At 43.0% G+C, this 22,831-nt stretch carries 19 protein-coding genes and 1 pseudogene; 12 read left to right on the top strand and 8 right to left on the bottom strand.

The window, feature by feature from the left end; translation table 11 throughout:
* Positions 1–79 precede the first annotated feature (79 nt).
* From DP117_RS02755 to nagA, 4 genes and pseudogenes are all read right to left on the bottom strand, one after another.
* Positions 80–460 (bottom strand): annotated as a pseudogene (locus DP117_RS02755) (magnesium protoporphyrin IX methyltransferase); the annotation flags it as partial.
* Between the two features lie 125 nt (positions 461–585).
* Positions 586–2,538, bottom strand: coding sequence for a CSLREA domain-containing protein (locus DP117_RS02750; protein WP_169216810.1), 1,953 nt, complete (start codon positions 2,536–2,538; stop codon positions 586–588).
* A 738-nt stretch (positions 2,539–3,276) separates the two neighbouring features.
* Positions 3,277–3,969, bottom strand: a complete 693-nt coding sequence (bchM, locus tag DP117_RS02745) for a magnesium protoporphyrin IX methyltransferase (RefSeq protein ID WP_169216809.1) — start codon at positions 3,967–3,969, stop codon at positions 3,277–3,279.
* Positions 3,970–4,068: 99 nt separating this feature from the next.
* On the bottom strand, positions 4,069–5,331 hold the full coding sequence (gene nagA, locus DP117_RS02740; RefSeq protein WP_169216808.1) for an N-acetylglucosamine-6-phosphate deacetylase: 1,263 nt from the start codon (positions 5,329–5,331) through the stop codon (positions 4,069–4,071).
* Between the two features lie 173 nt (positions 5,332–5,504).
* Between nagA and purE the strand changes: the two genes are divergently transcribed.
* The 5 genes from purE to DP117_RS02715 all read left to right on the top strand — a co-directional run bounded on the left by purE (position 5,505) and on the right by DP117_RS02715 (position 13,128).
* The gene (purE, locus tag DP117_RS02735) at positions 5,505–6,032 is read left to right on the top strand and encodes a 5-(carboxyamino)imidazole ribonucleotide mutase (RefSeq protein WP_169216807.1); all 528 of its coding nucleotides are present in this window, start codon (positions 5,505–5,507) and stop codon (positions 6,030–6,032) included.
* 734 nt (positions 6,033–6,766) lie between these two features.
* A complete protein-coding gene (locus DP117_RS02730; protein ID WP_248277497.1) occupies positions 6,767–8,311 on the top strand; it encodes an ammonium transporter in 1,545 nt (514 codons plus the stop codon).
* Positions 8,312–8,739: 428 nt separating this feature from the next.
* On the top strand, positions 8,740–10,146 hold the full coding sequence (locus tag DP117_RS02725) for an ammonium transporter (protein WP_169216805.1): 1,407 nt from the start codon (positions 8,740–8,742) through the stop codon (positions 10,144–10,146).
* Positions 10,147–10,531: 385 nt separating this feature from the next.
* A complete protein-coding gene (locus DP117_RS02720; protein ID WP_169216804.1) occupies positions 10,532–11,740 on the top strand; it encodes a 4-hydroxy-3-methylbut-2-enyl diphosphate reductase in 1,209 nt (402 codons plus the stop codon).
* Positions 11,741–12,288: 548 nt separating this feature from the next.
* The gene (locus DP117_RS02715) at positions 12,289–13,128 is read left to right on the top strand and encodes an SPFH domain-containing protein (protein ID WP_169216803.1); all 840 of its coding nucleotides are present in this window, start codon (positions 12,289–12,291) and stop codon (positions 13,126–13,128) included.
* A gap of 23 nt (positions 13,129–13,151) precedes the next feature.
* On the opposite strand, the gene folP is transcribed toward DP117_RS02715, so the two are convergent.
* The 3 genes from folP to DP117_RS02700 form a co-directional block, all read right to left on the bottom strand.
* Positions 13,152–13,991 (bottom strand): dihydropteroate synthase, encoded by an 840-nt coding sequence (folP, locus tag DP117_RS02710; RefSeq protein WP_169216802.1) that lies wholly within the window; start codon positions 13,989–13,991, stop codon positions 13,152–13,154.
* A gap of 158 nt (positions 13,992–14,149) precedes the next feature.
* A complete protein-coding gene (gene tpiA, locus DP117_RS02705; protein WP_169216801.1) occupies positions 14,150–14,875 on the bottom strand; it encodes a triose-phosphate isomerase in 726 nt (241 codons plus the stop codon).
* 352 nt (positions 14,876–15,227) lie between these two features.
* Positions 15,228–16,697, bottom strand: a complete 1,470-nt coding sequence (locus tag DP117_RS02700) for a ketol-acid reductoisomerase (protein ID WP_211175877.1) — start codon at positions 16,695–16,697, stop codon at positions 15,228–15,230.
* Between the two features lie 110 nt (positions 16,698–16,807).
* Here DP117_RS02700 and DP117_RS02695 point away from each other — a divergent pair, with 110 nt between their 5' ends.
* From DP117_RS02695 to DP117_RS02665, 7 genes are all read left to right on the top strand, one after another.
* On the top strand, positions 16,808–17,710 hold the full coding sequence (locus DP117_RS02695; protein ID WP_169216800.1) for a LysR family transcriptional regulator: 903 nt from the start codon (positions 16,808–16,810) through the stop codon (positions 17,708–17,710).
* A gap of 140 nt (positions 17,711–17,850) precedes the next feature.
* Positions 17,851–18,288: a MerR family transcriptional regulator gene (locus DP117_RS02690; RefSeq protein WP_169216799.1), complete on the top strand. Its 438-nt coding sequence runs from the start codon at positions 17,851–17,853 to the stop codon at positions 18,286–18,288.
* A gap of 37 nt (positions 18,289–18,325) precedes the next feature.
* Entirely contained in the window at positions 18,326–19,087 is a 762-nt protein-coding gene (locus DP117_RS02685; protein WP_169216798.1) for a glucose 1-dehydrogenase, read from the top strand.
* 21 nt (positions 19,088–19,108) lie between these two features.
* A complete protein-coding gene (locus DP117_RS02680; protein ID WP_169216797.1) occupies positions 19,109–19,273 on the top strand; it encodes an antibiotic biosynthesis monooxygenase in 165 nt (54 codons plus the stop codon).
* 120 nt (positions 19,274–19,393) lie between these two features.
* Positions 19,394–20,563 (top strand): RNA-guided endonuclease TnpB family protein, encoded by a 1,170-nt coding sequence (locus DP117_RS02675; protein ID WP_169216796.1) that lies wholly within the window; start codon positions 19,394–19,396, stop codon positions 20,561–20,563.
* Between the two features lie 120 nt (positions 20,564–20,683).
* Positions 20,684–21,124, top strand: coding sequence for a hypothetical protein (locus DP117_RS02670; protein ID WP_169216795.1), 441 nt, complete (start codon positions 20,684–20,686; stop codon positions 21,122–21,124).
* A 58-nt stretch (positions 21,125–21,182) separates the two neighbouring features.
* Positions 21,183–21,824, top strand: a complete 642-nt coding sequence (locus DP117_RS02665) for a Uma2 family endonuclease (RefSeq protein ID WP_169216794.1) — start codon at positions 21,183–21,185, stop codon at positions 21,822–21,824.
* 213 nt (positions 21,825–22,037) lie between these two features.
* Here the strand turns inward: DP117_RS02665 and DP117_RS02660 are convergent, their stop codons facing one another.
* On the bottom strand, positions 22,038–22,724 hold the full coding sequence (locus DP117_RS02660; RefSeq protein ID WP_169216793.1) for a PHP domain-containing protein: 687 nt from the start codon (positions 22,722–22,724) through the stop codon (positions 22,038–22,040).
* Between the last annotated feature and the right edge of the window lie 107 nt (positions 22,725–22,831).

Below are 22,831 nucleotides of genomic sequence, written 5' to 3'. Positions count from 1 at the left end.
AGTGCATTTATGAAATGGGATAAATGAAAGAGCTCCTCAAACGAGGAGCTCTTTATTGCCCGCAGTGTATCGCGCGATTTTAAACTGACTGACGTGTCGCTTCTAGTAGACGAGAGAAATAGAAGCGAGTTCGCGTCATAGACTGGCGTTGCACTGAAAAGCCATTCTTTGCCAAAATTTTCACCACATCAGCTTCACGGTGTAGATAAGCACGAGTCGCTTTACTTGCACCAGGAAAGAAACTACCTACTTTCTTCAATAAACTCAGGGCAAAAGTTTTCGGTGCAAAACTGAGAATCAGCCGTGACTGCGCTAAAGAACACAGGTGAGAAATCATCTCATCTGCTTTTTGCTGAGGATAGTGAATCAGAACATCTAAGCACATCACTGTATGGTAACTACCGCTTAATGTTTCTAAATCCTGTACAGCAAATGTCGGATTTTCAGCATTTCCCATAGAAATATTTGAATTGCTTAGCTTAAATATTGCACATTCAATCGCAACAGACTCTTAGGATTGATAGAATCGAGGGAGCTGGTACTAGCCCCCCCAACTCTCCTACGAATCCGGACTTAAAAGAATGTTTACACGGTTGTGGTGCCGGTCAGACGAAGATCTAATGGGTTGATCTTGATACCAATTATGTCTCCGGTGGCTGCAAATCCACTACTACCCGTACTGTCGCCAATCCAGTTTTCGCCATCACTAATAAAGTTGCCTGACACATCGGGATTGATGCCACCTGTATTTAAGAGATTGCCGGCGATTATTGTCTGCCGCACTCTGGCTGTACCAGAAGTATTATTGAACACGCCTCCACCATTGCTGGCTTGGTTGAGGGTGAGGGTACTCAACAGTATTGTTACAGAGGCATTATTATATATACCGCCGCCGTTTTCGGTTGCCGAGTTGCCGGTGAAGTTGCTGTTGCTCACCTCAACAGTACCACTGTTAGAGATGCCACCTCCGTTGCCCTTGACCGAGTTGCCGGATATGGTGCTGTTACTCATACTTATGCTGCCGCTGCCAAAGTTATAGATGCCGCCACCGTTTTGGAATGTGGAGTTGTCCCTGATGATGCTGGTGTTCACCTTAAGAGTGCCAGTGTTATAGATGCCGCCACCGCCGTTGAACAAGGAGGTAGTTGTCAAGTTATTGCTTATAGTGCTGTTGTTCAACGTTAGGGTACCCGCGTTGTTAATGCCGCCGCCGATGCTATACCTGCCGCCGTCTGCCGAGTTGCCAGTGAGGGTGCCATTGTTCACCTCCAAGGTGCCACTGTCGTTGTTAATGCCACCACCGCTGGCACCTGTGCCGTTTGCTTTGTTGTCACTGAAGGCGCTATTGTTCACTATCACTTTGCCACTACTGTTAGCAATGCCTCCGCCGACGCCGACGTCATAACCGCCGTTTGCCAAGTTGCTCTTGAGGGTGCTATTGTTCACCTCAAGGGTGCCGCTGTTGTTATAGATGCCGCCTCCGTTGCTGCCATTCTGGCCGCTTGCCGAGTTGCCAATGAGGTTGGTATTGTTCACCTTAAAGGTGCCATTAAAGGTGCCATTGTCGTTATAGATGCCGCCACCATCTGCCCTATCCCCTGTGACCGAGTTGCTGCTGAGGGTACTGTCACTCACCGTTACAATGCCTGTGTTGTAAATACCGCCGCCAAAACCGTTAGCACTGCTGAGTGCGGTGCCGTTTGCTGAGTTGCCACTAAGAATGCCGTTGCTCACCGTTAGGGTGCCCGTGTTGTAAATGCCGCCGCCCCTACCGCTATTGGGTCCACTGACCGAGTTGCTGCTGAGGGTACTGTCGCTCACTGTCAGGGTGCCTGTGTTGTAAATACCGCCGCCAAAGCCGCTATTACTGACGGTCAAACTATTGATGATGGCCAAACTACCGTTTGCTGAGTTACCACTTAGAGTGCTGTTGCTCAACGTTAGGGTGCCGGTGTTGTAAATACCGCCGCCATAAATGTTCGAGTTGATCATCGTCGCAGTGTTATTGCGAACAATACTGTTGTCTAAGCTGAGAGTGCCGTTGTTCTTAATCCCACCACCGTTGTCATCCGTCACCTTGCCATCAGCAATAATCAACCCAGAGAAGCTGACTGTTGCTCCCTCTCCAATCTCAAACACCCGTGACGCATTGTTGCCACTTATCGTTAATAAGTCAGCACCTGTCAATGAATCTACTGGAGCTTTGATGTTTAAACTGTCGGTGATGCTCAGTTGTCCCAAACTTAAAGTAATCTTCTGTGAAGTGCTAAACAGTGAGGAGTCAAACACAATCGAGTCTTTTCCAATGAGCCCGTTTGCAAGGTTAATGGCTTCACGCAACGTCGTCACGCTATCACTATCATCTACTACATCGGCAATGCTGTTAACCGTAAAGATGGAACCGCCGCTTCCTTGCAAGTTTGAGCCACTGATGATGTCTTGTGGAGTGCCAAAGTTGAAGCTAGATGTAGCTGATAAGTTGGATGCAGGTTGCGAAGCTTGAAGAGTGTCTGAGGTAGATGCAGATAACAAATCCATAGATTGAAGTTCCTTTTCTTCTTTAGGTGTAGAGTATTTCCCACATTCGGTATCTTGAGCTATCTCATGGTGAAATTACTTAAAAAGTATTAAGTAATTTTCGTTATGGTTTTATATTTTTGATTAATGTGGTTAGGAGTAAATCTTACCTGTATTTTTGGTTATTTAAATAGCTTTATGTAATCTTTAAAAACAGTAAAAACGATGGTAATTCATATCTTGCACATCTCCGTATAACCCCGGAATTAGTCAAAAGCACCGCAATAAAGTTACATCACTTTTCTGAGCTTTTCTCGGTTAAATATGGCCTTCAGGCTTAGTACTGAGTTTGAGATTAACATCAATTTCTCTTCGTGCAAGATGTCAGGTAAGCTGTTCGATATTTAATTTGCATTGTTTAACCGCACGAGGCAAAAGAGGCGCAGAGTAAAAGATACAGCAGTTTGCAACTAAGTGAGGTACAGAACCTAGACCTCAAAGCCAAATATGAAAACTGTTTTACTTCTGACCGGAGGCGGAGCGTCTCCGGCTCCGCTTCTGACCGGAGGCGGAGTATAGGCAGAGGGAACGCTCCTGAATTCTGCTGTAAAAGAGTTTGATCCTTTTTATCAAAACTTTAAATTATGCGGCGTTAGATGTGTTCTAGCTTACTCTTTGATAGTGCATTTATGAAATAGGATAAATGAAAGAGCTCCTCGTTTGAGGAGCTGTTTATCGCGCATAGCGTGTCGCGCGATTTTAAACTGACTGACGTGTCGCTTCTAGTAGACGAGAGAAATAGAAGCGAGTTCGCGTCATAGACTGGCGTTGCACTGAAAAGCCATTCTTTGCCAAAATTTTCACCACATCAGCTTCACGGTGTAGATAAGCACGAGTCGCTTTACTTGCACCAGGAAAGAAACTACCTACTTTCTTCAATAAACTCAGGGCAAAAGTTTTCGGTGCAAAACTGAGAATCAGCCGTGACTGCGCTAAAGAACACAGGTGAGAAATCATCTCATCTGCTTTTTGCTGAGGATAGTGAATGAGAACATCTAAGCAAATCACCGTATGGTAACTACCGCTTAATGTTTCTAAATCCTGTACAGCAAATGTAGGATTTTCAGCATTTGTGAGAATTTGTAAGGCTTTTTCCTTGGCTTCTCCTACCATTTTTTCAGAAATATCGCTGGCATAAACTTTTGCTCCAGCTTCTGCAAGAGGTATGCTTAGACTACCTGTTCCACATCCAGCATCGCAGATAGATAGACCATGCAAATTATCATCAGCTTTGAGCCAGTTTAATACCGTATCTACTGTTTGCTGGTGCCCAGTGCGGATATCTAGCTGGACTTTGTTGACTTCACCGTCACCGTAGATACGTCTCCAACGGTCAAAGCCTGTAGAATTGAAATATTCTTTAACAATCGTCTTGTCGTCAGTTACGTTCATGAAACTCAACTTTCAAGGTTTCCCAAAGCATAAAAGTACCATGTGAGGTAACGGATGAGTGATCTGTGGGACAATCAAAGCAACCGCTACGCACATCCCCTACATAATCCGTTGCCATGAAAGTTCTTGTGTAGATTCATCCAAATGCCAACGCAGTAATTGACTAGCACAAGCACCACACAGAATAGCTGATAAACCAATCGCACTTCGAGGTGTGATTGTTGAGAGTGCGATCGCCCTTTGGACATCACAGATTCCCCACTTTACCAAATTTTGCACACCTACCAATAAAGGTAAAGTCGTTCCCGATAAAGTTCCATCCAAAAGTCGTGCAGTTCCGTCTTTCACTTCAATTTGTCGATTATCCCAAGGATACACCCCATCGTGCAATCCTAGAGGAGCAAGAGCATCACTCACAAGGAAAAGTTTTTGTTCGCGTATCTCCCTTTCCCTATCTTGAGAAACAAGAGGAGTACTAGCGCGTAGTAGAATTTGCAGCATAATTGGTGAAACGTGCTGACCATCCGCAATCAAACCACACATAACATGAGGATGGACAATTGCCGCTCCTAACAATCCGCTTTCGCGATGGTGTAGTGGTGGCATAGCATTAAAAGCATGAGTCACCATTGTTGCACCGAGTTCAAAAGCACGTTGCGCCTCTGCTGCTGTCGCTTGGGAATGTCCTAAACTGACAGTGATACCCAAAGAACATAAATATGGAATCACCTCACCTGTTGGATCTAACTCCGGTGCTAGGGTTACGACTTTCACAAGATGAGCATAATTTCCTAAAACTCTTTTGACTTCCTCAAGATTAAGTGGTAACAAGTGTTCTGCTGGGTGTGCGCCTCGCTTTTGAGGATTCAAAAATGGTCCTTCTAGATGCACTCCTAGAATTTTCGCACGATCTGTTTGCGCACTTTCCCTTTTCCCCCGGAGTTCGGGTATGGAGGGGGGGTTGAGGTTCATATACTCAGCTATTACAGAAAATGCACGCTGAATCTTGTCTACCGAAGTTGTCACCAGAGTAGGTAAAAAAGCATCTACCCCTACGTTCCACAAAAATTGACAGATGTCTGGTAATTTGTGAGCATTTTCTGTTGATAAATCAGGAAATGCTAATCCCAACGCGCCGTTAATCTGTAAATCTACACCGCCCAGTGAAATCCAGTCGCCACCAACATCCAACACCCTTAAGTCAATTGGCGGAACACGTTTTAGAACTTTAGACATTGGCAGAATTTGTTCAACTATGCCCTGTGGGTTAACACAGAGTATCTGCAAATCTGTATAACCAGGTACAAGAGCGTTGATAATGTCTACAGAAGTACCTGTGTAGCTTTGTGTTGCTTCGGTCATCACGTCAGCAAAAAGATAGTAAAATCTGACCTGATTTTAAAGGCAACAGGCAACGATGAATCAAAAATCATGTCCCATATGTTAACTGATACACATTTTGGGAGATGATTGTTAATCAGAAAGTCAAATTCCTATTTTGAATTTCTCCTCATTTTGCGAATTTTGAATTGTCTATGACTCCTCTTGTCAGCATCATTATGGGTAGCGATTCTGATTTACCAACTATGCAAGGTGCGATCGCCCTTTGTGAAGAATTTGGTATTGCTACAGAAGTCGCAATTATTAGTGCCCATCGTACTCCCCAACGGATGGTGGAATATGCCAAATCTGCTCACGAACGGGGCATTAAGGTGATTATCGCTGGTGCAGGTGGTGCTGCTCATCTTCCGGGAATGGTAGCATCTTTAACTCCTCTGCCTGTTATCGGTGTTCCTGTTCCTAGCCGTCATTTACAAGGAGTTGATTCATTGTACTCTATCGTACAAATGCCTGTAGGTATACCAGTAGCAACTGTTGCTATAGGCAATGCTAAAAATGCTGGACTTTTGGCTGTACAAATTCTTGCAACTCATCAAAGCGAATTACTACTGAAGGTGCAGCAATACCGCCAAAACTTGTCTGAATCAGTGATGGCAAAGCAAACAAAATTAGAACAACTTGGCTACGAGCAATATTTAAGGCAAATGCAATCACCAGAATAAGAATGCAGAACGCAGAACACAGAATGTAATGAGTCGGGTAAAAACTGTATTGAAAATTACAGAATATTAAGATCACAAATTTCATCATTGTATTGACTTTTTTGAGGTTTTTTGATCAAAAGACAATGTTTAGAGATGCTTTGCAATATGCTTGATTGATAAAGGCTCAGTACAAAGCTTTCCTGTCTGACGCGTAGGAACAAATGATAACCAGTAAAAGTAAGAATGTAAAAGAAAAAAGAACAAAAGTTGTTATTTTTCTCTGAAAATTTTGATTTGACCCCTAAAACCACTGATTTTACTCTACTTAGGACTTTTGGAGCGATGCATCACCGCTCCAAAAGTTATCTGAAAATGAGGAAAAATTGACTGATTAAGGTATTGACTTGCTCAGAATCAAAGAATAATTCTTAAAAATTAAAGCAAGTAGACTTGACGGTTTCAGAAATTACATAATATTTTTTTAATATTCGTAATAGCTACAGAGGTAGCATCAGGTTTATAACCGCTTAACTTTTCAAACAACCACTTACTGGTTATGAAAATCAGTTACTTTAAGCAGATAGCTTGCCTATATACCAAATATCACAAATAGCTTGTTCAGCATCAAGCGTTAGCTGTTGATACTCAACATGTTTTTTTGGTTCAAGATGATTGAGAAAATGATCAGAAAAATCACAAACAAAAACAAATCAAGAACAAGAAATAGGTGGCGAGCTGCAAAGTCACCACAAATGAATCCACAACATAACTCATTTGTCAAGAAAATGAGTATTGTCATTAAGCAGTTATCTCCTAGCTGGCAAGCCTGTATTCCTCTAGCTTGTCTGATTGTACTGGCATGGGGTTATGCAGCAGTTGCCCAAACCCCTGCCCCAGCAGGACCAACCACGGCAGAACTCAAAGTCGCGATTGACACTCTTTGGGTTGCGATCGCCGCTTTTTTAGTGTTCTTCATGAACGCCGGTTTTTGTATGTTAGAAACTGGCTTCTGTCGCCAGAAAAACGCTGTCAACGTTCTTGCTAAAAACTTGATTGTTTTTGCTCTGGCTACCGTCGCTTTTTGGGCGATTGGCTTTGGCTTGATGTTTGGCGATGGCAATGGGTTTATTGGATTAAATGGATTTTTCCTGCAAGGTGCAGATAACAGTCCTGCAACCAACGATGCATATAAAGGCGTTTTCAGCGCTTTGAAATGGGCTGGCGTACCACTGGCGGCTAAGTTTTTGTTCCAGCTCGTGTTTGCCGGAACAGCCGCAACAATTGTTTCTGGTGCAGTTGCTGAACGGATTAAGTTTGTTGACTTCTTAATCTTCAGCCTCTTACTCGTAGGTATTGCCTACGCCATTACCGGACACTGGATTTGGGGTGGTGGTTGGTTAGCAAGCCGAGGTTTCTTTGATTTTGCTGGTTGTACAGTGGTTCACTCTGTTGGTGGCTGGGCAGCTTTGATGGGAGCAGCAATCCTAGGACCGCGCCTTGGAAAATATCAGGATGGGCAAATCGTTGCTTTACCTGGGCATAACATGAGCATTGCTACCTTGGGCTGTTTAATTCTGTGGTTGGGTTGGTTTGGTTTCAACCCCGGTTCAACGATGGCTGCTGACCCAAATGCCATTACTCACATTGCCTTAACGACCAACTTAGCAGGTTCTGTTGGTGGGATTGCTGCTACCATCACAGCTTGGTTGTATTTAGGCAAACCAGACCTTTCCATGATTATTAATGGTATTTTGGCTGGCTTGGTTGGTATTACAGCATCTTGTGCTTATGTCACTCTTAGCGGTGCTTTCATCATTGGTCTGATTGCTGGAATTTTAGTCGTTTTCGCTGTCACTTTCTTTGACAAACTCCGTATTGATGACCCAGTGGGAGCTACCTCTGTTCACCTCGTATGTGGTGTTTGGGGAACTTTGGCAGTTGGTCTGTTTTCTGTCGGTCCTGGTGTAGCAGCATTTCCTTGGTATACTGATGGTCTTGGTCCTGCAAAAGGTTTATTTGCAGGTGGTGGCTTAGGACAATTCTTTGTTCAGTTGCTTGGTGTTGTCTGTGTCGGTGGTATTACCGTCTTACTCAGCACCATCTTTTGGTTAGCACTCAAAGCGACTTTAGGTATCAGAGTTTCAACACAAGAAGAGATTGAAGGCTTGGATATCGGCGAACATGGTATGGAAGCTTACAGTGGATTTCTTAAAGAAGCAAGTGCCAATGGATTTAGCGAATCAAGTAGCCACAGTGGAGGAGTTTCGCGTGCGGGAGATTTACCGACGACTTCATAAGGCTTTAGTTGTCAAATTCTGCTAATTCATTTATTAAACACCCGTCTGTTTGACTTTTGCTTCTGATACACAGACGGGTGTTAGTTATTCAAAAGTTTGGATTTTTGACTTTTTCTTTTTCGGTCATTTTAAACTTCCGAAGGAAGTAAAAAAGAAGCTTCACAGATAATAGTGAAAACTAAATTTTATCAGATCCAAATCAAATCACGTTAATGGATAAAAAATTAAGAAAAAATAACCTTGCATAAATGTTTAATATTTGTATTTAAGATTTGACAAGAAATATTTGACAAAGGCACTAAAAAGTATATATTTAATAGTCTTTCAAAAAAATCACTTGAGTCACTCTAAATACAGAAAAAAGTATTAAAAGCTACTCAAATGGATTTCATAAACATAAACAAGTTGGTGTTTTGGAACAAAAACAAGTGTTAAAGAAATTTGTGATCATTGGGGCTATAACGCTACTGCTTCTGGGAGAGCCACTCATAGGCAATGCCTTCGCTGCACCTGCTGATGTCAACGCAGCAATTTCTAATGCTCAAACAGCTGCCGATACAGCGTTTATGCTGATTTCAGCAGCTTTGGTGCTGCTAATGACACCCGGACTTGCATTTTTCTATGGTGGATTTGTGCGATCGCGCAACATCCTCAATACCCTGATGATGAGCTTTGTGCTCATGGCAATTGTGGGAGTGACTTGGATTTTGTGGGGCTATAGTCTCGCCTTTGCTCCAGGTAATGCTATCATCGGTGGGTTACAGTGGCTCGGTTTGAATAATGTCGGATACGAGGTAACTAATTATCTCAGAGGATCAAATCCTAGTGATGTAGTTTCGTACGCTCCGACAATTCCCCATCAGGCATTCATGATTTACCAAGCCATGTTTGCCATTATCACTCCAGCACTGATTAGTGGTGCGATCGCTGAGCGGATGAGCTTCACTGCTTACTCTTTGTTTGTGCTTTTGTGGTCAACATTTATTTACAGTCCCCTAGCACATATGGTATGGGCTAAAGGTGGGTTGTTGGGATTGTACGGTGGCTGGAATGCTCTCGACTTTGCTGGTGGTACAGTCGTCCACATCAGTTCTGGTGTTTCTGCTCTCGTAGCTGCGATCGTCCTCAAACCTCGCCAAACCTATCCTGAACGTCTCAGCCCTCCTCACAACGTCCCCTTCATTTTGCTGGGAGGAGGCTTGCTGTGGTTTGGCTGGTTTGGCTTCAATGCTGGTAGTGCCCTGGCTTCTGGTGCATTGGCAACAGCCGCTTTTGTTTCTACCAACACAAGTGCAGCGGCGGCGGCTTTAACCTGGCTGATTCTGGAAAAGGCATTGCGCGGCAAACCAACTGCAGTCGGGGCAGCAACAGGAGCAGTTGCAGGCTTAGTGGGCATCACCCCAGCCGCAGGATTTGTTACACCGTTAGCAGCGATTTTAATAGGTAGCATAACTGCTTTTGTTTGCTTCTATGCAGTGAGTCTTAAGCATAAGTTAAATGTTGATGATGCCTTAGATACATTTCCTGTGCATGGCGTAGGTGGTACAGTCGGAGCAATTCTTACAGGTATCTTTGCAACTACAACAGTAAACTCAGCAGGGAAAAATGGCTTGTTGTTTGGCAATCCAACTCAACTTATCACACAAATTGCAGCAGTTGCCGTTGCTTATATCATCGCTGCAGTTGGAACTTGGGTTATTTTGAAAATTCTAGATGTCACAGTTGGTTTGCGGGTGAAGGAAGAAGCTGAACTGCAAGGCTTAGATATCAATGAACATGGGGAAGAAGGTTATAATGAGGAGTTTGGAGAGCGCGTCAATGTTAGTAGCAAGTAATATAAACTTCCACTGGTAGAATGATCAATGCTGATACCAATAGAAGTATAACTAAAAAAGTAATCCCCGATGCTTTTGAGGAGATAGTGGGATTACCGTTTATCCATGTAGTTTTAGGACTTTAGACGCTTGTTTACAAACGTAGTTGTCAAGCAATGACTACCTTTTGGGCATGTACGCCTTTTTCTCAGACTTTGAACGGCTTTGCAACCGGCTTGTTGAGATTGGTGCAAGATGTTAGAACTTTGAGCCTCCGAAATAAATTTCGGAGGCAGACGAACATTATGATACAAGATCTGAGCAAAGGCGAAAATGCACAAAAAGATTCTTTGCCCCTTTGCGCGAGAAAATAGAGAATGGCAACTTAGCATAAACAGAAAAAACAATGGATACCAAAGCTTTTAAACGTTCGCTCCAACATTCAGAAAATTATCATCGTAAAGGATTTGGTCACCAAGCAGAAGTCACGACTCAGTTGCAGTCTGAGTATCAAAGCAGTTTAATTCAAGAAATTCGCAATAACAACTATACTCTTCAAAGGGGAGATGTCACCATCTACTTAGCACAAGCTTTTGGTTTTTGTTGGGGTGTAGAACGTGCTGTAGCGATGGCTTATGAAACCCGCAAACACTTCCCCACTGAACGCATTTGGATTACGAATGAGATTATTCACAACCCTTCTGTTAATCAGAGGATGCTCGAAATGGAAGTAGGATTTATCCCTGTTGATGGAGGAAAAAAAGACTTTTCTGTTGTAAATTCTGGTGATGTTGTTATTTTACCAGCTTTCGGGGCAAGCGTTCAAGAAATGCAGTTGCTCAACGATAACGGTTGCAAAATTGTTGATACAACTTGCCCTTGGGTTTCTAAGGTTTGGAATACTGTTGAAAAACACAAAAAAGTCGATTACACATCAATTATTCACGGCAAATATAAGCACGAAGAAACTGTTGCTACAAGTTCTTTTGCAGGAAAATATCTGATTGTCCTGAATATGCAGCAAGCAGAATACGTTGCTAACTACATTTTGAATGGAGGAAATCGGGAAGAATTTCTAGCAAAATTTAGTAAAGCTTGCTCAACTGGATTTGATCCCGACAAAGATTTAGAACGGGTTGGTATTGCTAACCAAACCACAATGCTCAAAAGTGAAACCGAAGAAATTGGAAAACTCTTTGAAAGGACGATGATGAAAAAGTATGGTCCTACTGAGTTAGATAAGCATTTCCAAAGCTTCAACACCATCTGTGACGCTACTCAAGAACGTCAAGATGCTATGTTGGAGTTAGTGCAACAAAAGCTAGATTTGATGATAGTCATTGGTGGGTTTAATTCATCAAATACAACACAATTGCAACAAATTGCAGTCGAGCGAAATATTCCTTCTTATCACATCGATAGAGAAGCACGAATTCTGTCAGAAAATCGCATTGAACATCGGGAATTAAATGGAAATTTAAAAATCACAGAAAACTGGTTACCTGATGGAGAAATAGTTGTAGGAATTACTTCTGGTGCTTCTACACCAGATATAGTCGTGGAAGATGTAATTGAGAAAATTCTCGAATTAAAGGCGACTAGGGCGATAATTTAGGAAGAACTTTCAAGAAACACAGAGGTGTAGGGGCAAAACAAGTCAAAACCATAAGGTAAGAAGTCAAAAGTATTAATGCGTGAATTTTGTTAGCGTTTGCGCGCTTCGCCCCTACGGGGCTAGCGGTGCGCAGCACCGGATTGAATTTTGAATTCACCCGTATGCGCAAAGCGCACGCCCAGAGGGCGAACGCGCAGCGTGCCCGCAGGGCTTAGGGGGTGGGGGTGTAAGGGAAAAAGTGTTTCTTTCATGAGTAGCGGGTGGCGCGCTGCCAGTAGGGCTGCTTCTAACAAGAACTTCACCCCTAAGCTTCTTCGCTCAAGGCGAACCTCCTCATTGCTTGCACAGGCAACTGTGTTGATGATTTAATAGCCATGTCCAAACTCAATCATTGCTAAGTTTGTATCATTTTCTCCAAACTCTTGCCTAGTACCGCAACTTATGGTATCAACATTACACATTCTGGACATTAGACTAAATATAGGACATGGTGATAATACCTTTGTCCTTACAGCTAATTCCGCCAAATGCTTTAAATAGGAGAATACATGGAACCAATTATTGCTATAGTCTTAGTCCTTATAGGGTATGCATTAGGCTCCGCAAAACTTATTAATCAGGGAAATGAAGCTTTAGTTGAACGTTTGGGGCGGAAGCATCGCACACTGAAACCAGGACTGAACTTTATTGTTCCCTTGTTAGACCAAATTGTGATGGAGGACACAACACGAGAGCAGGTTTTAGACATTAAGCCTCAGAATGTGATCACCAAGGATAACATTTACTTAGAAGTCGATGGTGTTGTGTATTGGCGCATCACAAATATAGAGGATAGCTTTTACGAAATTGACGATCTTCAACAAGGGCTGACAAACCTAACCACAACGACACTCCGGGAAATCATTGCCCAAAACACCTTGGAGGAAACCAATGCTGCCAGAGCGAATATGAACAATGCCTTATTAGGCGAGTTGAATCGGACAACGACAAAGTGGGGTGTTAACATTCTCCGAGTAGATATTCAAAGTATTACACCGCCTGAAAGTGTGCGCAAATCAATGGAAGAGCAGCGAGCAGCGGAAATTAACAGCCGTGCTGCGATTTTAGAAGCGGAAGGACAGCGTCAGGCTGCAATTAAGAAAGCAGAAGGAACAAAAACCTCAATGCAGATCATTTCTGATGCTTTACGTTCCAATCCTGAAAGCAAGGAAATTCTGCGGTATCTTGTGGCTCAAGATTACATTAATGCTAGTTACAGACTGGGTGAAAGCGATAATGCCAAAGTTGTTTTTGTAGATCCAGGCAAAGGTGGTGAGATGATGGATTTGATTTCCGAGATGACATTTCAAGAAGGTAATGGCAAAAATGTAGAAAAAACTTCTACCTAGTTTGATGGCAAAACTTGCGAAGATTATCGGAAAATTGCATCCGCAACCAACGATACATCCCGCATTTGTTGGACATCGTGAACTCGGAGGATATCAGCGCCATTAAAAATAGCCGCACAACACGCCGCTGCTGTTCCCCAGACTCGTGCTTTCGGGTTTGGTTGATTTAAAATGCGACCAATAAAACTTTTACGAGATGCTCCTACTAAAATAGGACAGTTGAGTTGACGCAATTGGGGTAAGCGGCGCAAAATTTCTAAATTTTGCTCGTAGTTCTTGGCAAAGCCAATTCCTGGATCGATGATAATTTTTCCTTCGTCAATACCTGCGGCAGTAGCTGCAAAAATTTGCTTTGCCAAAAAACTATGAATCTCCCCCATCAAGTCTTGATAATCGGTGAATTGTTGCATTGTTTGTGGGTTTCCCCGGATATGCATTAAGATAATTGGCACATTCATCTTTGCTACTGTTGGTAACATTTCTGGGTCAAGTGTACCGCTGGAAATGTCGTTAACTATATCTGCACCTGCTTCTACAGCAGCTTTGGCAACAGCTGCTCTTGTTGTGTCTACGGAAATTGGTACTGTTATCTCTTTTCGCAGTACCTGTAACACTGGTAGAATTCTGTCAAGTTCTTCTGCAAGAGTAATTTGTTCTGCCCCTGGTCGAGTTGATTGACCACCAACATCAATAATATCAGCACCACCGGCTACCATTGCTTGCGCCTGTGCTAAAGCAGTAGTGGCTGTATTGAAGTCGCCACCATCACTAAAACTGTCAGGTGTGACATTGAGAATCCCCATAAGGTATGTTCGCTGTCCCCACTCAAAACAGCGTTCTCGAATCATCAAATTGGGTGTCATAAAATTTACGCTCTACACTCGTTCCTAGGCTCAGCCCAGGAACGGTTTACTAAAGGCTCCGCCTCCAGATTTCAGGAGAAATTTTGCTATTTCTACGTGAGAGTCTCACTATATGCATTCCCTGGCTCAGCCAGGGAACGAGAGAAAATATACATGAATCACCGATAATTCACAAGTCTGGCGAAACTTGCAGGTTCCAAACTTGCTCCTCCCACCAAAACACCATCAATTTCGCTTTGAGCCATGATTTCGTCTATATTATTCGGCTTTACCGAACCACCGTATTGAATGGGTACATCAGGATTGCTCAATTGGCTGCGAATTAAACCTATGACACGGTTAGCTTCCTTAGCTTCACAAGTGTCGCCAGTACCAATCGCCCAAATGGGTTCATAAGCAATCACCAAATTCTGTTGATCAATATCCACTAGATCTTTTTCGAGTTGGCTGATAATCAGTGATTCTGTTTCCAGGGCATCTCTTTGTTGTTTTGTTTCACCTACACATAAAATTGGGGTAAAACCAAACCATTGAGCAGCTTTGAGGCGCAGGTTGACGGTGTGATCCGTTTCACCAAAGTATTGCCGGCGTTCGCTATGACCGACAATAACATAGCGCACCCCAATTTCTTGCAGCATTGGTCCGGAAATCTCACCCGTATAAGCTCCACTCTCTTCCCAATGGATATTTTGCGCTCCCAATTGTACACGACTTCCATGCAAACTCTTGGACAAAACGTTTAAGTCAGTGAAGGGGACGCATAATACCACTTCTCGCCCTTGAGGGGTTTCGTCCAAGCTGGGCAGAAATCCTTTTAAAAACTCCAGGGATTCTGCCTGAGTTTTGAACATTTTCCAGTTACCGGCAATAACTATTTTTCGCACAGGTGATTTCGTCAAAAACAATAACGCTACTAGGTGCATTTTTCAGTTTATGACTTTAAGGGGTCAATTTGTCTTAGTCGTTAAGTATTCACCCAAGTTGATCGTTATGTTTTGAGGCGATGGCGCAGCAGCGAAGCTATCGCTTTGTACAATAAAATCCCCTCCAGCAAGAAAAACGGAGGGAATATGCTCAAAGGGGTATGCCAGTGCGATGAGCACGTGTCTGTCAATACGGTTTCTCTCTAACACCAGAGGGAACGCATGAGTCCTCGTTAAGTGCAAGTGGCGTGCGACTGGCGTCGCCAAGAACGCCAAGGAAAAGATAGGTAATCTTGTACCACTTAAGGGCTACTTATCCAAAAATATCAACACAAGGCCGCAATTGAGCACAAACTGACAAGGCTTGGTGAATGTCATTCGTCAAAAAGTTTTCAAAAACTTTTTCATCTGCCTGTTTGTCATCATCCAATGCAGTGAAAGTCTGCTGACAAAAAATGTAATCAAAACGTGGTGCCCATTTTCTCGCTCCTAGTCGTGCCGTAATAGAGCAATTATCAACCATAAAAGCCACCCCTTTTTGATGCATATAAGGGTTTAGAGAATCCACAGCTTCAATAATGGACTCATTCACAATTTCAGAATAGAGATGTCCTTTTTCCTTCAACAAGTCTACTTGAGCCATCATGGTAGCGACATAAACTCCAGCAGTCACAGGATGAATAGGAATTTTCTCAGGTTGTCTATTGGCACGAACATTGACGCCAACTTGCCACATTTGTGTGCCGTCAATTTTTCCTATAGGAAAACGCTGATGACGATTGTTTGCTTCAATCACGCTACGGATTTCGTTTCCATAAGCAACTTCATCATAAATTTCCATTAAGATTTCAAAAGCAGGATGATAAGCAGCAGAGTAAGCTTTCTTGAAAGTTTGCCGATCAGTATTATTGAGAGATTTATAAATGGACAAAATTCCATTTTTAGAAATCATCTTGGTAATTGCTCCCGTCAGAGATTCAACAGAATTTATATAAGCTTCCTCCTGAGAATCTCCATAACGGATAAACCAGCGATATAAACTTTCTACAATGCCGTGAACTGCTCCCAGCAAAATTCCTCTTTCTCCAAAGATGTCAGATTTATATTCTGATTCAAGAGTTGTTTGGAATATTGTAGGAGAACCAATTGCAACTGCCCATCCTAGTGCGTAATCTGTTGCTTTTTCATTGACATCTTGATGAATCGCAAAGCTAGAGTTAATACCAGCGCCATGAATTGTTTTGCCATGTTCATAAAGTCGCCTGACTGAAGGTCCCATCCCTTTGGGGCAAACAGCAATTACATTAATGTTTTCAGGAAATGACTCTCCAATGTTTTTCAGATATCCGAGCAAAAATCCATGAGACAATCCAAGTGTAGCTCCTGGACGAATCGCCTCAAAAATCTGCTGATAATTTTCTGCTTGTGCAGCATCAGAAATGAGAAGAATTGATAAATCAGATTCGGAAATGACTTCATACATTTCTCCTAGTGTGCCATTTTCTCTGGTAAAACCAGCTTTTTCTACCAATGGAATAGAAGATGAATTTTTCCGAAGACCTACTTTGACCTTAATGTTAGTTCCTGCTAGAGAATCTCTTAAATTTTGTGCTTGAGCAGGACCTTGGGACGACCAACCAATCACTCCAATTTGATGAATTCCTGCAAAAGCTTTAGGTAGAAGCTCAAAAAGATGGCGTCCTCCTCGAATGATATATTCTTCCTTACCTGCTAAGATAATCTTTTCTTTCTCAAATGTCTTCGTGCTAAATTCCAAAATCATATTTAGTCGTCAGCTACTATTTCATTCACGTTGTTAATTCCCAAAATAAGTGCTAATTTTTCCACTGTCCAACACATTTTTTATAAGCAATTAACACTTAAAATGTTCTAATGGAGCTTCGACATTTACGCTATTTTGTTGCTGTTGCAGAGGAACTGCACTTTGGTCGAGCTGCACAACGATTGCACATGACTCAGCAACCTCTGAGTCAACAAATCCGCCAACTGGAGGATGAATTAGGCGTACTCTTGTTTCACCGCACTAAGCGCCGAGTTCAATTAACAGAACCAGGAAAAGCATTTTTGGCAGAAGCGCGTCACATTCTGCTGAAAGCAACTCAGGCTGTAGAGATAGTAAGACAAGTTGCTCAGGGAGAAAGCGGAAGACTCAAAGTCGGATTCTCCGGTTTTGCTACCTACAGTGTTTTACCCAAAGCTTTGAGGATTTTTCGAGAGCGTTTTCCACGTGTGGAACTCGAATTAGAGGAAATGACAACAACTGCTCAAGTACAGGCGCTGCAAGAACAGCAAATCCATCTTGGTTTGATGATTCCGCCTATACCTGATGCTTCTTTGACTCTTGAACCAATCCTTAAGGAGCCACTTGTCGTTATATTGCCAGAAACTCATCCTTTGGCAACTCAGCCAGAGTTAGCATTATCTATGCTGGCGAACGAATCCTTCATTCTGGTATCACGTCAGTTAGAACCTGGCTACTACGACCAGTGTATTAGTTTATTCCAACAAGCAGGTTTTAGTCCTAAAGTCGTGCAAAAAGCTAGCCAAAAGCAAACTATTCTTGGTCTTGTCTCTGCTGGTATGGGTGTCTCCCTCGCTCCTGCTTCCATCCGTAATATTCACAGGACAGGAGTTGTATACATTACTCTAGATACATTGGATGTAGAGGTGGAGCTAGTAGCAGTCTGGCGACAAGATGAGTCATTACCAGTTTTGCGGACGTTCCTTGAGGTTACCAAAGAAGTTGTGAGTCAAAGTTTCAGTCCGACTTTATAGGGCGATGCTCCACAGGAGCCGCTTCGCGATTGCGCAGAGCGCAGCGCCAAAGGCGATCGCACAGTTTCAAGCATACGTTCAGAAACTTTGTGCAAATTTAGTGTTGACCTAGAGTACACTCTAGCTTTTATAGTATTAGCATGACAAGTGAGTTCACCATCCAACAAGTTGCCCAAGCAACAGGACTAAGCATCCACGCTTTACGTTATTACGAGAAAGTTGGGCTTTTGGCTCCGATTCAACGCGCAGCAAACGGTCATCGACGATACTCTGCCGAGGATGTTGCTTGGCTGGAATTCCTAGTGCGTTTACGGGAAACTGGGATGTCAATTCAAAGAGTGCTTGCCTTTGCAGATCTGGTTCGTCAGCGTCCCAATGAGGTTGGCGAACGGCGTGTACTACTTGAGGAGCATCGCAATCAGGTGAAAAAACACTTAGAGGAACTGACGCATCATCTACAAGTCATTGAGTTGAAAATTGAACATTACAAACAACTCGAAGCAACAGGTGAAAGCGATCACAATTGCATCTTCTGGAAACATTATCTAGAAGAAGTTCTAAACAATAAGGTGCGCTAATTATTTTCACTTCAATCGAAAACTAGGAGATTGAACTATGAACTTTCAGGGGAAAGTTGCCCTCGTGACTGGGGGTAGCTCTGGTATTGGTCGTGCTGCTGCGATCGCCTTTGCCAAAGCAGGAGCAAATGTTGTTGTTGCTGCGAGACGAGAAAGTGACGAAGTTGTGCGTCTGATTAAGAATGCGGGTGGTGAAGCCACATTCGTTCAAACTGATGTTTCTAAAAGTGATGAAATTGCCAACTTAATCAAAACTACCGTCAAAACTTATGGTCGTTTAGATTACGCCTTCAACAACGCAGGCACAGAGGGAAAGTTTGCTCCAATAACTCAACTGACAGAAGCCGATTGGGAACACACAATGACGGTCAACTTGAAAGGAGTTTGGCTGTGCATGAAATATGAAATTGAACAACTGCTGAAGCAGGGGAGCGGCGGCGCGATCGTCAACACCTCATCCTGGTTGGCAAAAGGCGGATTGATGGGGTCAACCATCTACTCTGCTAGCAAAGGCGGACTCGATGGCATGGTGCGACCAGCAGCACTGGAGTACGCTAGTCAGGGTATTCGCATCAACAATATCAACCCGGGAATCATCGACACCGAAATGTCTCGCCGCTTCTTTCATCCAGAAGATGAAGGGGCAAAACCTTTTATTAACCATATTCCGGCAAAACGGTTTGGCACCTCAGAGGAAGTTGCAGAGGTTGTAGTGTGGCTTTGCTCAGATGCTGCATCCTACATTACTGGGCAAACCATTTCTGTTGATGCTGGCTACGCAATTCCCGGTCATCGTTAGAGTTCAACTTTAGGAGATAAAATGACGCACTCACCTTTGACGATCATCGCCCACATCAAAGCAAAACCCGGCATGGAACAGCAAATGCAGCAGGATTTATTGGGTTTGCTCTTACCAACTCGTGCTGAACCAGGCTGCATCACCTTTGACTTACAGTGTCGGGAGCAGAAAGCCCACTCCTTCTAGGGGTGGGATGAGTGCGTGGCAAATGCGCGTTGCCGTCATATCTTAACAGAAACTTTGTGTTAGCTTGATATCTTGTCTTACCCAAATGGGTAAAATAAGAAGACCAAGGAGGTGATAGATTTGAGACGAGTAACACGAACAATTAAGTTAAAGTTTCCACAACTAAATAAAACCAAATCTGAACTATTTGAAGAAATTACAGTTGAGGCAACAGACTTAGCTAATTGGTTGCTAACTATTCCTCTTCCAGAAAGACGAAAGTTGACAACCTCTAAAGTTCAGACTCGTCTTATGTCTGCTCTGTCTAATCAAGTCATCCGACATACCACGTCTGATGCTGGTAAAAAAGCAAAATCTTTCAAGCGATTACCACCAGAAGTCAACAATCAGAACTGGGCACTGCATAAAGTGGGAACTACGTATAGTGTCAGCTTCCCCACTATCAAAGGAACAAAACGTGTTCCTGTTGAAGTTGCATCTAAACACTGGCAACCAGTTCTAGAAGGAATTCTCAACGGTGCAGTTGAAAGAGGAAGTGCCAAAATTATTAAGCATCGAAATAAATGGTATGTCTATGTTTCTGTAACCGAGGAAGTTCCAGAAGTTGCAACAACGACAAGAATCGGCTGTGATAGAGGACAGAACAATCTTGCAGTAGTGGCTTCCAAAAGTGGGTTTGGCAAGTTTTTTAGCGGCAAACAAGTCATGCATCGTCGTCGTTATTTTCAAAAACGACGCAAGCAACTACAAGAGGCTAAAAAATTTAGAGCACTTAAAAAGTGGGATAAGAAAGAACGTCGTTGGATGGACGCAGTAGATCACACTGCCTCGCGTCGGATAGTGCGTTTTGCTGAGTACAAGAATGCTGATGTAGTAGTTGAAGACTTGGAAGGATGTCGAAAAACCATGAAGCAATCTAAAAAACAACGTGCTGATTCTGCTCAATCCCGCCACTCGTGGTCATTCTACTCGTTAGAGATGAAGTTAGACTACAAGCTAGCTATATCAGGATTAAAATTAATCAAACGTCCTGCACCATACACGTCAAAATCTTGCTCAACTTGCGGGACATTGGGAATTAGAGACAGACACCACTTCAACTGTCCACATGGACACTATCATAATGCAGACCTCAATGCTGCCAGAAATATAGCGCAGTGGGATGGTTTTGCTTGTTCTCTGGATCTAAAGAAAGACATGGCTGCAATGGTTATGTCCGATTCAGAGAATGGGCTGCTTGGCGCAGCCCCTAACTGGATGAAAACCCAATCCACGGGGATTGGGGACTAGATGCCAGAATCCCACGGCTTTATGCCACATTGGAGCGGAGCGAAAATGTGGTAGCCGTGGGAGCGTCAATACCTTGCACCCGGAGCCACTCAACTTCAGGTTTGGGCAGAAGATCCACAGTTGCGCGCCCAACAAATTGGGCTAGGTGGAATTGCCCGAAGTCCAGATGGAGTCTTGATCGTTGGTATGTTCTCCGATGGCAAGCTGTTTAAACTGACTCCGCAAGCACAGGGAAAGCCAAGAGTTGAAACCATAGCGTTGCAGCGCAAACTTGAGAATCCTGATGGAATGCAGTTTGCAGCAGATGGTTCACTGTTGGTCACAGAGGGGGCGATCGCTAGCGGTAATGGTCGCCTCCTCCGCCTTAACGTCTTTGCGCCTCAAACACCAAAGTCAATAGAGGTCATCGCCGAAAACCTGGAGTCTCCAGTTAATTTGACAATCGCAGGTAAGCAAATCTGGGTGACTGAAGCCCGCATTCGTCATCAACTCTTGCCAGGAAAAGAAACTGAAATTCCTGATCGCTTTTTTGTTCGTCGTTTCATGTTGCAGCAAAACTAAACTGAGAATATTGTGCAAGCCATAATGAAAAAAGAACGTAATTCTCCTCAACTTTTTGATGACTAACCTACAAACAAAATTACCAACTGACACATGGGTAGCAGCTACTTGGAATGAATATCTTCAGGTGATTGAAAATCCAGGATATGAAAAAGCCAAGGGCTACTACTACAACGGTAAAATGAGGATTGAAATGCCACCAGTAGGTAATGACCATTCACGAGATCACTCGATTGTTATCTATGCTGTACATCTGTTTGCCAGCATCAAAGATATTGATTTGAACGGGAATGATAACTGCAGCTACCGGAAAACAGGCTATGATGATGCACAACCTGATGCGTCTTTTTATATTGGCAAAAATGCAGACGTCATCCCTTGGGGTACTTCCATTATTCACCTTGATACCTATCCAGCCCCAGATTTAGTGATTGAGGTTGCAAATACTTCTCTTGCTGATGATAAAGGAGATAAACGTCTTCTATATGAAGAATTAGGAGTCGGTGAATACTGGATTATAGATGTACAAAACGTTCAAGTTATTGCTTTTGCTGTAGAAAATGGTGGTAGCCGAAAAATTTATCAGTCTCAAGTTTTACCTGGGTTAGCAATTTCTCTTTTGGAAGAAGCTTTTCGCCGTACTCGTGAAATGAATCATAGTAAGGTTGGCGCTTGGTTATTATCCCAATTTCAGCAATAATTTAGAATCCAAAACCCACAATCTAAGATCAACTATCACGCATATAAAAATGCATACAGCTACAAGCAAAAGGACTTACTAGCACTAGTTTTCTAGATTTTGAATTTTGAATGTGTTAGTAGCGTGCCGTAGGCAGCGAATGCGTGAATTTTGAATTGTTTACCCCCTGGCTTGTTGAACCAGGAGTGTTGTGAAAACAAAGAAACCATCACCTTACAACCGCTGGAGCAGGTTTAAACCGTGAGTATCGGTACCACAGGTATTTAAAAGATTGTACTCATTTGCCAATTGTTGCACTTGCATCGATTCTCTTTCACTTGGTTTCCAAGGGTTAGGGTTATTATAGGCATAAAAAGTTTCAACCCCATCAATTCCTGCTTCCGCAGCAGCGGGAATTAATTCAAAGTGCGATCGCCTATAACGAGCTGGGTGAGCTAATACCGCTAGTCCTCCTGACTTTTGAATTGCAGAAATGACGTTAGCTGCTTGATATTCTTCACCTGTAGTTGCTTTTCTTTGAATGTAAGGTCTTATACTAATATGCTCTGGTTCAAAACCATAACCTAAAATATGAACCTCAATCTCTAAAAGATTGGCATTAATTTCTACTCCACTCCACAAAATGGGAGCATTTGCGCCAGGGTTATTCCACCTCCAGTTTTCTAACCAGCTTTGAGCAGCCTGATAACCAGTGATAGTATGATGATCGGTAATGGCAAACCCTTTTAAACCGATGGCGATCGCCTGTTCCATCAATACACTTGGTTGCAACCTACCATCCGAGTGGACAGTGTGCATATGAAAGTTGAAATACCTCGGGCAACTTTTTGCATCAATACTCTGGAATACTTGTTTTAATTGCTCCCTAGAGGTAGATGCCTCTACAATATTGACAGTCATAACCCCCTCTTTTCCAATATAGGTGATTTTTTACACGAAAAAACATGATACTAACAGCCCAGAACGCACCAGCACCGCTGTGAAGTGTTGGTTGCTACTTTCTGGGC

Source organism: Brasilonema sp. UFV-L1 (assembly GCF_012912105.1).
GTDB lineage: Bacteria > Cyanobacteriota > Cyanobacteriia > Cyanobacteriales > Nostocaceae > Brasilonema.
Note: the sequence above shows the minus strand (reverse complement) of the source record. Positions and strands in the feature narration are given on the sequence as shown.